The sequence below is a fragment of the Arthrobacter pascens genome, from assembly GCF_017052465.1.
Classification (GTDB): Bacteria; Actinomycetota; Actinomycetes; order Actinomycetales; family Micrococcaceae; genus Arthrobacter; species Arthrobacter pascens.
In genome coordinates this window covers 1-12,223 of record NZ_JAFHKT010000095.1, presented here as the reverse complement: position 1 = coordinate 12,223, position 12,223 = coordinate 1, and the positions used below count along the sequence as shown (strand labels likewise).

Here is a 12,223-nt window from a genome sequence, read left to right as displayed (position 1 = left end):
CGTCCCTACACATCAGAAACCGAGCGAGCAGCCACGTACCCCGATTGGCTACATCAGTACAATCATCACAGGACCCATACCGGCATCGGAGGAAAAACTCCCATCAGCCGCGTTCATAACCTCCGTGGGAATTACACCTAGCCTTAGCTAGGCGTCCTCGCAGGCGTATGCCCAATCGATGATGGACTTGACTTCCTCTGGGCTTGAGCTGAACCACTCACTGCCGGGAGCGTCATCCAGTTGTCGACCGCGATAAAACAGGACCGCGTGCACCAATCGTTCGAGTTTGACAGGCGTTTCGCTTCGCCGGACGTAGGCCACCACAGGTTGCTCGGGCATTGCAGTTCCCTGTTGGTCACTGATCCGAATTTTGGCGTCACCAAGGGAGGTCATCCCCACCTTGACTGGCCACCGCTCTTCTCGACGAAACTCAGCCAACAGCTTGTAGGTGGGGAAGTAGTAGACGTAGACGCTTCCCGACCCTGCTACTTCGACGATCGTATCGTCGGTTAGATCCAACTCTTCTGTTTCCTCGTCGACTACGGAAGAGCCGTCCTCCTCAACAGTTACATGAGGCGGCGTGAGCCATCGCCAATATCCGTACGCCCCGGTAGGTTCCAAGAGTCCCGCATCAACCAGGTTCCGGAGCGCCTTCTTAGTGGCGGAAGTAAGACTTTGGGCAGCTGCCCCACCATTCTCCGAATGATATTGCTCAACCGCCCCGATCAGCTCCGACCGACGAAACATCGGAGTTTTCAACAGTTCCTTGGCCAGCTCTGCGATCACGTTTGGTGTAAGCGGGAGACCCTGATACTTGTACGGGGTTGCCGCTGGGAGCTCAGTCACCGCTGGTGTCCTTCGTTCGACGTTTGCTGCTCACGTTGGATGCACTCGGCGTGGGTGCCACCGTCCGGATACTGCTCCTCGCCCCGTCGCGCCCACCTTCCCCCCCAGACATTAGCGGCACCCTATGACATTGGGGCAGATGCGCACAACGAAGGTGTGCCAGTTCCCAAGTACGCCGATAGGCCCTACTCGAGGCGGCGCTGCCTGGTCTCGGGGGAGAAGAACATCATCCACAGCACGGCCAGCAGGACCAGGCCGCCGGCGAGGGCGAACGACGTTGCCAGGCCCAGCTCCGGCCAGAAGTAGTTGGCGAAAATCAGCGGCCCGAAGCCCGCGCCCAGCCGGGAGAACGTCGACGCCCAGCCGAAGCCCGATCCCCGCAGCTCGGTCGGGTAGAGCTCGGACACGTAGGCGTAGAGGACCGGGATTGCCACCTGCACTATGAAGCCGAAGACCAGCAGCCAGAACACGGCCGCCGTCGGGATGTCCACCACGAAGGCCACGATCACCAGCGTCAGCGCTGAAAGCGGGCCGGTGATGGCCAGCAGCCATTTGCGGCCCACCCGCTCCACGAGCAGCGCAGCTGCCACGACCCCAAGAAGCCCGACGGCGGCCATACCCGCCGTCGTCAGGAACGCCTTGTACTCGGCGAAACCGGCGCCGATCAGGATCCGCGGCATCCAGGTCAGGGACAGGTAGTAGATGAGGAGGATGCTGAAGAACAGGCCCCAGGCGGCCGCGGTGATTTTCCAGTTGAATGCCCAGACGCCGACCAGCTGCTGCCAGGCGCTGCCTGCCGAAAGCCGCGGTACGGCCTGCGGATCGGGCAGGCTGTAGGCGCGCGGTTCGGCGCCGGTGGCCTGGACCAGGTCGTCGATGACCTTGGCCGCCTCCTCGCGGCGGCCTTTGCGGATGAGGAACAGCGGAGATTCGGGTACGCTGCGGCGCACCCAGAACACGAGCAGGGCCGGCAGCACCATCACCACCATCGTCAGCCGCCAGTCCGCGAATGCCGCCACCAGTCCGGCCGATACGAATCCGCATAGCGCGGCGCCCACGGGCCACCACCCGTCCATGGCGGTGAGGACCCGGCCTCGCTGCTTGCGCGGTGTGAACTCGCCCACCAGTGCGTAGTCCACCGGAATGCAGCCGCCCAGACCGAACCCCGCCATGAAGCGGAAGAGGCAGAACCAGATGAAGTCGGGGGAGAAGGCCCCGAGAACCGTGAAGATCGAGAAGATCAGGAGAGTGGCGGTGAAGGCCTTCTTGCGGCCAATCGTGTCCGCAATGGTGCCCCAGACAAACGCGCCGAGGGCCATGCCGATCAGGTTGGCGGTGCCGATCCAGCCGGCCTCGCCAGGGGTGAGCTGCCAGTGGGACGACAGCAGCGGAATCAGGATGCCGTTCAGTGTCACGTCCCAGGCATCAAACATGAACCCAAGGCCGCCGATCAGAAAGATCCGGCCCTGCACCTTCCAACGCCACGGCAGTTCCTGGACTACCTGTTCGCCGCTGGGCACAGCGGTGTAAATGTTCATCTCGGCCTCCTGTTTAAACCTTACGTTGCGGCCGGCCGGACTTTGTGCCGCTTCACACTCGGACAGCGCAGGAAAGCCGGCTTCTGTGACGCGATAAACTGGCGGTATCCCCACCAACCGCGGCATGCCGCCGCGAGATACGACGGAGACTTTTGTGACCTTGACGCAGCTTGACCGTGTTCCCATCCGCCGAGCCCTGATCTCGGTCTACGACAAGACCGGTCTGGAGGAGCTCGCGAAGGGCCTGCACGCCGCAGGCGTCAAGATTGTCTCCACGGGCTCCACCGCCAAGAAGATTGCCGAAGCCGGCATCCCGGTCCAGGAAGTGGAGGAAGTCACCGGCTCTCCGGAAATGCTGGACGGCCGCGTCAAGACTCTGCACCCCCGGGTCCACGGCGGCATCCTTGCGGACCGCCGCGTTGCGGCCCACATGGAAACCCTCGCGGGCATGGAGATCGAGGCGTTCGACCTCGTCGTCGTCAACCTTTACCCGTTCGTGGAGACCGTCAAGTCCGGTGCCGCGCAGGACGACGTCGTGGAGCAGATCGACATCGGAGGCCCCGCCATGGTGCGCTCCGCCGCGAAGAACCACGCCGCCGTCGCCATTGTGGTGGATCCCACGTTCTACGGCAGCGTTGTCCGCGCCGCCGCTGAAGGCGGCTTCGATCTGAAGACCCGCCAGCGCCTGGCTGCCAAGGCCTTCGCTCACACCGCCACCTACGACAATGCCGTGGCCACCTGGACCGCCAGCCAGTTCCTCGATGAGGACGGCGACGGCGTGATCGACTGGCCCGCCTATGCCGGCCTCGCGCTGGAGCGCTCCGAGGTCCTCCGCTACGGCGAAAACCCGCACCAGCAGGCAGCACTGTACGTCGACAAGGCAGCTCCCGCGGGCATCGCCCAGGCCGACCAGATCCACGGCAAGGCCATGAGCTACAACAACTTCGTTGACGCTGACGCCGCCCTCCGCGCCGCGTTCGACTTCGCCGAGCCGGCCGTTGCCATCATCAAGCACGCCAACCCCTGCGGCGTGGCCGTCGGTTCCGCTGATGCCGCCGACCCGATCGCCGACGCCCACGCCAAGGCGCACGCCTGCGATCCTGTCTCCGCGTTCGGCGGCGTCATCGCGGCCAACCGCACGGTCACCGCCGGCATGGCGAACACCGTCGCCGGTATCTTCACCGAAGTGGTCATCGCCCCGGACTTCGAGCCGGAAGCCGTGGAGATCCTTTCCAAGAAGAAGAACATCCGGCTGCTTGCCCTGCCCGAAGGCTACGACCGGTACCCGGCCGAAATGCGCCAGGTTTCCGGCGGTGTGCTGGTCCAGGTAACGGACAAGGTCAACGCCGACGGCGACAACCCCGCCAACTGGACCCTCGCCGCCGGGGAAGCCGCCGACGACGCGACGCTGGCCGACCTCGCCTTCGCCTGGACCGCCTGCCGCGCCGCCAAGTCCAACGCCATCCTGCTCGCCGACAACGGTGCCGCAGTGGGCATCGGCATGGGCCAGGTGAACCGTCTTGACTCCTGCAAGCTAGCCGTCGAGCGCGCCAACACCCTCGGCGTGACGGTGAGCTCGGATGTGGACGGCGCCGGAGGCGCCTCCAACGCCGACGCGAGCGGCGCACCGGAGCGTGCCCGCGGCGCCGTTGCAGCCTCCGACGCGTTCTTCCCGTTCGCGGACGGCCTGCAGATCCTGATCGACGCCGGCGTCCGCGCCGTGGTGCAGCCCGGCGGATCCGTCCGCGACGACGAGGTCATCGCCGCGGCCAACGCTGCGGGCATCACGATGTACTTCACCGGAGCGCGCCACTTCTTCCACTAGTCCCCACCGCCTCCCTAACCTCGCTGCGCTCGGCCAGGGAACCCGGACGGCGTGGGCCCACCCACCGCCACGGACGACGGCGGCTGCCCCCTCAAGGGGACAGCCGCCGTCGTCGTTTATTCAGTTAGTCCGCTTCCGGGTCACCGTCCGGGCCGGCCGCAGGCTCTGCGAGCCGGATTTCGCGCGGTTTCGCTTCAGCCATGCGCTCCGGCGTCCAATATGCCAGGATTTCTTCCGGCGTCTGGCTGATCTCGGAGTGGCTGACGTGGTCCTCCTGAGGCAGCGGTCCGTCCTTACTTGGCGGCTGCTGCACGGTCGTAGACCTGCTGGATGACCGATCCCCAGTACGGGGAATACATCGCCGTGGAGCGGCTGCCGTAGCCATAGCTGTTGACGGAGTTCTGGAAGCCCAAGGGGCTATCTGTGCCGTCAGACACGAACCAGGGACCGCCCGAGGACCCGCCGGTCATGTCGCAGGGAATGCCTTGCGTTTCGAACTGCGGGTTGAGGGCATCATTGCCCGCTTTCCCGTAGCAACTGACGAGGGTCTTGCCGGTGAACGGCGCTGCCGCCGGGTAGCCGAACGCCTTGTACGTCAGTCCGCGCGGCTGGTTGAACACGACGCCCGTGGCGCCGGCCACGTCGGCAAGTTTCTTGCCGTCGACCTCGGCAACCACCGCGAAACCGGTGTCATACCGGATGTTGCCGTCGCTGCTCCATTCCTTGGGCGCATACAGTGCCTTTGCCGGCCATTTGCCCAGGGGAGCCGCGCCGTCCTTGTAGGCCGGCACGAAAACGAAGTTCGTGGCGAAGGCGCCGGGTCCCTGGTTGAGGCAGTGCCCGGCGGTGGAGACGGTGCTCTTGTTGGCCGCGGACACGGAGTTGCCGGAGCAGACGTAGTTGGCCCCTCCCAGCGTGAAGAAGACCTTGCCGATGTGGTCCACGGGCGCTTCATCTTTATGCAGGGGGGCTGTCTTACCTTTACGGGATGTGCCCGCGATCTTGGTGAAGGAGCCCTGCTCGGTGAGACCGGCGACGCCGTTGCCCTTGCTGACCTGCCACGGAACGTGGACCTGCCGGGCAACGGCCTTCGCTGCGAGGACATCGCCCGGAACGGCGGCCTGCATGCGCTCGGGCGTCCAGTAATCCGCCGCGGTTGACGTGGTGAGGGTGGTGCTGGCGATCTGCGGCTGCACGGGATCCTGCGCCTTTGCAGGGGAAGCCGTTGCGCCGCCGGCCGCGGAGAGCGTCAGCAGCAATCCCGTGGAGAAGCTCACGAGGCTAGTGGCCAGAGACTTCTTGCTCGTCATTGTGGTCCTACCTATCGGGTGGGCGCCGTGTTAATGCGCCTGTGAAGGATTGAGGCTACCCGGACATGACAAGCTTTGTAAAAGACGTTTGAAGTTATGTGTTCCAGGTAGGGGTAGTGCTGTTCTGCCCCTGCCGCGACGGGGGTTCCAGCCAGGTTCAGCCGGTTAGGCGGTTTTCTGTCATGAGCTAAAGATAGGGGTACGCGGCGCCCGGGACAATGGAATGCCGGCCCCAAGTTAACAGCTGACTCACGTGGCCAAGGTGATCCGGGCCACCTTGGTGGGGTGCTGCATGGCGTCCTCGGGTAAGTTAAGGGGTGGTGAAATAGACCGGATTCCACATACAGCCGACCTCCAGGGAGACGCCCGAGCATGGCCAAAATTATCTATACCCACACCGACGAAGCGCCGATGTTGGCAACATATTCGTTCCTGCCGATCGTCGAGGCATTCGCATCGACCGCAGGTGTGCAGGTGGAGACCCGCGACATTTCGCTGGCCGGCCGCATCATCGCCGTCTTCGGCGACTACCTCACTGAAGAGCAGCAGATCGGTGACGCCCTGGCTGAGCTCGGTGAGCTGGCAAAGAAGCCCGAAGCCAACATCATCAAACTTCCCAACATCAGCGCGTCCGTGCCGCAGCTGAAGGCCGCCGTTGCCGAACTGCAGGCCCAGGGCTACAAGCTGCCGGACTACCCGGACAACCCGTCCTCCGATGAAGAGACGATCATTCGCTCGCGCTACGACAAGATCAAGGGCTCCGCCGTGAACCCGGTCCTGCGCGAGGGCAACTCGGACCGCCGCGCGCCGCTGTCCGTGAAGAACTACGCCCGCCAGAATCCCCACTCCATGGGTGCCTGGACGTCCGACTCGAAGACCAACGTTGCCCACATGGAAGCCGACGACTTCCGTTCCAACGAAAAGTCCGTGGTGATCCCGGCAGACGGCACCATCGAGATCCAGCTCGTCCGCGAAGACGGCACCGTCAAGGTCCTGAAGAAGGCCTTCCCGGTTCTTGCCGGCGAAGTAATCGACGGCACCGTGCTGCGGGCGGCCGCCCTTGACGAGTTCCTTGCCGCCCAGGTGGCCCGCGCCAAGGAGGAGGGCATCCTCTTCTCGGCCCACCTGAAGGCGACCATGATGAAGGTCTCGGACCCCATCATCTTCGGCCACGTGGTTAAGGCCTACTTCTCCGAACTCTTCGACACCTACGGCAAGCAGCTTGCCGCCGCCGGCATCAGCCCCAACAACGGCCTCGCCGCAATCCTCAACGGCCTCGAAGAGCTCCCCGAGGACGTCCGCGAAGGCGTCCGTGCGGCCATCACGAAGGGCCTTGAAGAAGGACCCGCGCTGGCCATGGTCGACTCCGACAAGGGCATCACCAGCCTGCACGTGCCCAGCGACATCATCGTCGACGCCTCCATGCCGGCGATGATCCGCACCTCCGGCCACATGTGGGGCCCGGACGGCCAGGAAGCCGACACCCTGGCCGTTCTTCCGGACAGCTCCTATGCCGGCATCTACCAGGTGGTTCTCGATGACTGCCGTGCCAACGGCGCCTTCGATCCCACCACCATGGGTACTGTCCCGAACGTTGGCCTCATGGCCCAGGCGGCTGAGGAGTATGGCAGCCACGACAAGACGTTCGAAATCCAGGCGCCCGGCAAGGTCCAGATCGTGGACGGCGCCGGAACGGTCCTGGTGGAACACGAGGTTAGCCCCGGTGACATCTGGCGCGCCTGCCAGACCAAGGACCTGCCCATCCGTGACTGGGTCAAGCTCGCCGTCAACCGCGCCCGCGCCTCGCAGACGCCCGCCGTGTTCTGGCTCGACGAGACCCGTGCGCACGACGCCAAGCTCATCGAGAAGGTCCGCGAATACCTTCAGGAGCACGACACCGAGGGCCTGCAGATTGAGATCATGTCTCCGGTGAAGGCCACCGCCTTCACCCTTGAGCGCATCCGCAGGGGCGAAGACACCATCTCCGTCACCGGCAACGTGCTCCGCGACTACCTGACGGACCTGTTCCCGATCCTCGAACTCGGCACCAGTGCCAAGATGCTCTCCATTGTTCCGCTGATCAACGGCGGCGGCCTGTTCGAGACCGGCGCCGGCGGCTCCGCGCCCAAGCACGTCCAGCAGCTCCTCAAGGAGAACCACCTCCGCTGGGACAGCCTCGGCGAATTCCTGGCCCTCGCCGTCAGTTTCGAGCACCTCGCCACGTCCACCGGCAACGCCCGCGCCCAGGTGCTGGCCGACACGCTGGACCGGGCCACGGGCACGTTCCTGCTCGAGGACAAGTCCCCGAAACGCAAGGTCGGCGAACTCGACAACCGCGGCAGCCACTTCTACCTGGCACTGTACTGGGCCCAGGAACTGGCCAAGCAGACCGAGGACGCGGAGCTGGCAGCCTCCTTCTCCGCGGTCGCTGAAGCCTTGGGCTCCAACGAGGACGCCATCGTTTCCGAACTGCTGGGTGTCCAGGGTTCGCCGGTCGATGTCGGCGGCTACTACCGCCCGGACGCCGAGAAGGCCGCCGCTGTCATGCGGCCGTCCGCGACGCTGAACAAGGTCGTCGCCAGCCTGGGCTAAGGCCAAAGCAAGCGCCCCGCCACTCAAACGAGCGGCGGGGCGCTTCCGCATTAACCTTCAGCGTTGGCTTTCAGGGTTGACTTTCAGCGGGCGGAAGCCGGGCACTATCTAACGGTCCGGGGTTTCATCCCGCCTCGTGTCTCCCTGTCGGGTGTCGTTGCGGGGCTCGCCCGCCTCGCTGTCACCATACGGAGCGTCGACGGCCATGTCCGGATCCGCATCCACCGGCCGTTCGGTGGCGGCGGCGTCGTACGCGTCGCCTGACTCGTATGTCCGGCCGGGCGTCGCGTCCATTCCGGGTCCGGCGGAGTAGCCCGTGGCGTCGTCTGCCGCCGAGGGGGCCGTGCCGATGGTTTCATTGCTGGTCCCCGAGGTTCCGGCGGCGTAGCCGCCAAGTCCTGCACCGGCTCCTGCGGCGCCGGCCATGCCAGCCGTTCCGCCAGCCGCCCCGGCGGCCCCTCTCTGCTCGTCCACCTCGCCGTCGTGGACGCTCTCACGCCAGGCGCCGGTTTCCGTGCCCTGGCTCTCGATGAACTTCTTGAACTTCTTCAGGTCTGAAGCTACCTGGCGGGAGTCGAGACCAACCGCAGCGCCTATTTTCTCGACTGCGGACTCGGGTTCCCACGTAAGTTCGACGTTCACCTTCGTCTGCTCCGGCCCCAGGGGCTCAAACCACACCGTTCCGGCGTTGCGTGGCTCGTTCAGGCTTTCCCAGGTGACGCGCTGGTCGGGTTCCTGAACGGTGATCTGGGCGTCGTACTGGCGTTTGACGCCGGCAATGCTCGTTTCGAAATGGACGGTGGTGTCATCGAGTTGGCGGACCGAGTCAACGCCGCTCATGAAATGTGGGAAGTCCTCAAACTGGGTCCATTGGTTGTAGGCCTTGCTGACTGGGACATCGACATTGATGGATTCCTGCACAGTTGCCATGCGTGGTTCACTCCTTCAGCGAGCGGACGGTCGGCCCGCGGTTCTGATTGCTGCATCTTGGGTGGAACACCTCCAACGTAGTCCGAAGCGCCGGGCAATTGAAGAGAGCCCTGCGACGGCAGACTGAGAAAGATGACCCGGCCGGCGTCGTGGTCGGCGAGGCTCCCGACGCTGTGGTGCCGGAGATCCAGGAGCTGGCAGCGCACCGGGTCTGGGAGCGCTTCCCGGCGTCGTGGGCCTAACCGGTCAGTCCCTCTCCTTGCCGGGTCCTTTGGCGTCATCCTTGTCCTCGTCCGAAGTGCCTTTTCCCTCATTTCCCCGGGCAGGGTCACCGGAGGCGGGAGCAGGCGCGGGAGCCACAACGGCTGGCGTTGTGGCCGAGGCAGCGGTGGCAGCCTTTGCGGCTGCCTCGGCCGCCTTGGCCTGCTTGGCCGCCAATGCTGTCTTAAGGTCGGCGCGGACTGTGTCGACGGCCGCCGTGATGCTTTGGTGGCGCTTGAACGACACACGGCCGTCGGCAGCGGCGGCGTCGAGGTCGGATGCCAGCTGCTCCAGCGAGGTGAGCGCGGCGGCAGGGTCACTTCCGGCCGCTGCCTTGGTGACAACGAGGGCGCGCTGCTGAAGCTGAGCCGCGGCGTCGGCCCCGAGTTCGGGAGCGGCGCCGCCGCAGCCCGTCAGGCCCAGGGCGAGTACGCCGCCGGCGAAGGCAACCGACGCCCGCCGAAGAGCACGCCTCAGGGGGAGGGGGCGCGCTCTCACGGTTCCACGCTCTTTTGCAGCTCCACGAGGTGATCGCCCAAGGTGCCGGTCACGGTGGGGTAAGTGACGACGTCGGGCGTTCTAGGTGCCGTCACGGCCGTGGTCACCGCGAATGCTCCGGCGATCAGGGCAGCGGCGGCGACTGCGGAGGCCAGCCAGGCCCGTCGGCCGCGCCTGGGGCCGGCGGAGGGCGTGGCAGTCTCCTCCGCAGCGGCGTCGCGACCTTCCGGGAGAACGGACGGGCGCCGCGTCGGCAATGCTGGGAGGACTCGGGTGGCCTCTTCGGCAACGATGCCGGGCACACAGTCCGGTGAAACCAGCGCCTGGCGCAGGGCGATCTCCAGGTCTGCCGCGGTGGGCCGGTCCAGCGGTTCGAGGGCTGTCATGGACGTCAGCAGTTGTTGCCACTCCGCCGGTAGGTCTCCGGGAACCTCCGGGGCGCGGTGCAGCCGCGCAACCGCCGATTCCACGGCACCGCCTGGATATTCCACGGCTCCCTTGACGCATTCCAGCAGCACGAGCCCCAGCGAGTAGATGTCCGTGGCGGGCGAGAGCGGCAAGCCCATCGCCTGCTCGGGGCTGAGGTAAGCCGCGGTTCCCACCATGGTGCCCGTGGCAGTCAGCCGCGTGCCGTCAAGAATCCTCGCAATGCCGAAGTCTGTGAGCTTGGGCCGCACGGGCTCCCCGGGACGTTGCTGGACGAGGAGGATGTTGGCAGGTTTGATGTCGCGGTGGATGATGCCGAGACCATGGACGTACGCCAGGGCATCGGCGATTCCGGCGCCGATGACAGCGAGCTCGTCGAGCGGAACCCTGCTGTGGCGCAGCCGGCTGCGAAGGTCCTGGCCCTCCACGAGTTCCATGGTGAGGAACGGCCTCGGCTGTTCCGGCACACGGGTGTCCACGCCGGCGTCGAACAGAGTCACGAGGCTCGGGTGGTTGAGCGTCGCGAGGAGCCTGATTTCGGCTTCCTGCCGTTTGAGCTCGTCGGCCTCTGCAGCCTGCGGAGCGAAGAGCTTCAGCGCCACGTCCCGGCCAAGGTTTTCGTCCCGGGCTGTGTAGACCGAAGACATTCCTCCGCGGCCTATTACCTCGCCGAGCCTGTAGCGCCCGTCCAATACATCAGCGGTCGCGCTGCCTGGCGAATCTTCCAACACTTTGCCGTCCTTATCCGCAGTGGGTCCCGTTAAGGGTAATACGGAGGTTGGACTGCGGACGCCGCAGAGGTTGAGCTTGGAATCCAAGGTTGGGTGCGCGGCCCTGCCGGCGGTCCGGACTTCGGCGGTCCAGAGACCACCCGAAGCCGGACCGCCGGCGGGGTCCGTGACGTTCAGTCTGCGCCAGCCAGAGCGGGCCCAGACTTTTCAGTCGGCTACGCCTTCCTCCTCCGGATGGCCATCAGCATCCCAATGGCCAGGAGGGCGAGGGCGAGCGGCAGCAGGCCCGCGTCTGCCCCCGTGTTGGCAAGGGACTGCGTGCCGCTGGACGCCTGGCCTGAGGCCAGGGCCGCCTTCGCGGCGTTGGCCGCCGCCACCGAGCCGTCTGTAGTCACTGCACCAGCGGGCAGAACCACGATTCCGCTTCCATCGGAGACTGCCCCGGTCGCGGAGCCGCCGGTGTTGCCGTCGGTGCCGGTGCCGTTCGAGCCGGTGCCGTTCGAGCCGGAGCCGTTCGTAACGGTGCCGTTCGTGCCGGTGCCCTGACCGCCGGTGTTGCCGTCGGTGCCGGAGCCCTGACCGCCGGTGTTACCGTCGGTGCCGGTGCCGTCCGTGCCGGTGCCGTTGCCTTGCCCGTCAGTGGGGTCGGATCCGTTTCCGGAGCCGTCACCCGGATCCGTTGCCGGTGGTGTGGTGGCCGTATTGGTCCCGAGGCCGATACCCAGATCGACGCTCAAACCAGCAGAGGAATCCGTTCCCGTCCCTAGTCCGACGTTAACGGCACCTTCAGCGGCCGCGCCGCCATCGCCCAGCAGCCCCGATTCGCCGAGGTTGACGTCGACGAGGGCGTCGGCGGTTGTGCCGTTGCCCGTGGCGGTTCCGGTTCCGGTGTTGCCGAGGTTGACGTCGACGAGGGCGTCGGCGGTTGTGCCGTTGCCCGTGGCGGTTCCGGTTCCGGTGTTGCCGAGGTTCACGTCAACGACGGCATCTGCGGTGGTGCCGGCGCCTGTGGCGGTTCCGGTTCCGGTGTTGCCGAGGTTCACGTCAACGACGGCATCTGCGGTGGTGCCGGCGCCTGTGGCGTTGCCGAGGTTGACGTCGACGACAGCATCCGCGGTCGTGCCGTTACCAGTGGCGGTTCCGGTACCGGTGTTGCCGAGGTTGACGTCGACGAGGGCGTCGGCGGTTGTGCCGTTGCCCGTGGCGGTTCCGGTTCCGGTGTTGCCGAGGTTCACGTCAACGACGGCATCTGCGGTGGTGCCGGCG

The 12,223-nt window shown here is 65.8% G+C and carries 10 protein-coding genes and 2 pseudogenes; 4 read left to right on the top strand and 8 right to left on the bottom strand.

The genetic code is table 11. The features are described 5' to 3' along the window. Positions 1-141 (top strand): annotated as a pseudogene (locus JYA52_RS01630) (integrase core domain-containing protein); the annotation flags it as partial. A 6-nt stretch (positions 142-147) separates the two neighbouring features. Here JYA52_RS01630 and JYA52_RS22725 read toward each other — a convergent pair. Continuing rightward, the gene (locus JYA52_RS22725) at positions 148-846 is read right to left on the bottom strand and encodes a GIY-YIG nuclease family protein (protein WP_205651408.1); all 699 of its coding nucleotides are present in this window, start codon (positions 844-846) and stop codon (positions 148-150) included. Positions 847-1,031: 185 nt separating this feature from the next. Continuing rightward, complete coding sequence (locus JYA52_RS01620; protein WP_205651407.1) at positions 1,032-2,384, bottom strand: MFS transporter; 1,353 nt, start codon at positions 2,382-2,384, stop codon at positions 1,032-1,034. Positions 2,385-2,538: 154 nt separating this feature from the next. On the opposite strand from JYA52_RS01620, the gene purH reads away from it, so the two are divergent. Beyond that, a complete protein-coding gene (gene purH, locus JYA52_RS01615; RefSeq protein WP_205651406.1) occupies positions 2,539-4,209 on the top strand; it encodes a bifunctional phosphoribosylaminoimidazolecarboxamide formyltransferase/IMP cyclohydrolase in 1,671 nt (556 codons plus the stop codon). A gap of 124 nt (positions 4,210-4,333) precedes the next feature. On the opposite strand, the gene JYA52_RS01610 is transcribed toward purH, so the two are convergent. Further along, positions 4,334-4,522 (bottom strand): hypothetical protein, encoded by a 189-nt coding sequence (locus tag JYA52_RS01610; protein WP_205651405.1) that lies wholly within the window; start codon positions 4,520-4,522, stop codon positions 4,334-4,336. Next, positions 4,503-5,519: a trypsin-like serine peptidase gene (locus JYA52_RS01605; RefSeq protein ID WP_205651404.1), complete on the bottom strand. Its 1,017-nt coding sequence runs from the start codon at positions 5,517-5,519 to the stop codon at positions 4,503-4,505. Before JYA52_RS01605 ends, JYA52_RS01610 begins: the two co-directional genes overlap by 20 nt. 372 nt (positions 5,520-5,891) lie before the next feature. Between JYA52_RS01605 and JYA52_RS01600 the strand changes: the two genes are divergently transcribed. Next, entirely contained in the window at positions 5,892-8,111 is a 2,220-nt protein-coding gene (locus JYA52_RS01600) for an NADP-dependent isocitrate dehydrogenase (RefSeq protein ID WP_205651403.1), read from the top strand. Between the two features lie 108 nt (positions 8,112-8,219). Here the strand turns inward: JYA52_RS01600 and JYA52_RS01595 are convergent, their stop codons facing one another. After that, positions 8,220-9,041 carry an SRPBCC family protein gene (locus JYA52_RS01595; RefSeq protein WP_205651402.1) on the bottom strand — a complete coding sequence of 274 codons (822 nt, stop codon included), beginning with the start codon at positions 9,039-9,041 and terminating at the stop codon, positions 8,220-8,222. 98 nt (positions 9,042-9,139) lie between these two features. Between JYA52_RS01595 and JYA52_RS01590 the strand changes: the two genes are divergently transcribed. Next, positions 9,140-9,283: a hypothetical protein gene (locus tag JYA52_RS01590; protein WP_205651401.1), complete on the top strand. Its 144-nt coding sequence runs from the start codon at positions 9,140-9,142 to the stop codon at positions 9,281-9,283. Between the two features lie 4 nt (positions 9,284-9,287). Here the strand turns inward: JYA52_RS01590 and JYA52_RS01585 are convergent, their stop codons facing one another. The 3 genes and pseudogenes from JYA52_RS01585 to JYA52_RS01575 all read right to left on the bottom strand — a co-directional run. Next, positions 9,288-9,800 (bottom strand): mucin-associated surface protein, encoded by a 513-nt coding sequence (locus tag JYA52_RS01585; RefSeq protein WP_205651400.1) that lies wholly within the window; start codon positions 9,798-9,800, stop codon positions 9,288-9,290. Beyond that, entirely contained in the window at positions 9,797-10,957 is a 1,161-nt protein-coding gene (locus JYA52_RS01580; protein ID WP_205651399.1) for a serine/threonine-protein kinase, read from the bottom strand. Before JYA52_RS01580 ends, JYA52_RS01585 begins: the two co-directional genes overlap by 4 nt. 215 nt (positions 10,958-11,172) lie before the next feature. Then, positions 11,173-12,223: pseudogene (locus tag JYA52_RS01575) on the bottom strand (hypothetical protein); the annotation flags it as partial.

Excerpts from the sequence above, each read along its gene's own strand:
- JYA52_RS01605 (WP_205651404.1), bottom strand. The coding sequence starts at position 5,519 with ATGACGAGCAAGAAGTCTCTGGCCACTAGCCTCGTGAGCTTCTCCACG.
- JYA52_RS01600 (WP_205651403.1), top strand. The coding sequence starts at position 5,892 with ATGGCCAAAATTATCTATACCCACACCGACGAAGCGCCGATGTTGGCA.
- JYA52_RS01620 (WP_205651407.1), bottom strand. The coding sequence starts at position 2,384 with ATGAACATTTACACCGCTGTGCCCAGCGGCGAACAGGTAGTCCAGGAA.
- JYA52_RS01595 (WP_205651402.1), bottom strand. The coding sequence starts at position 9,041 with ATGGCAACTGTGCAGGAATCCATCAATGTCGATGTCCCAGTCAGCAAG.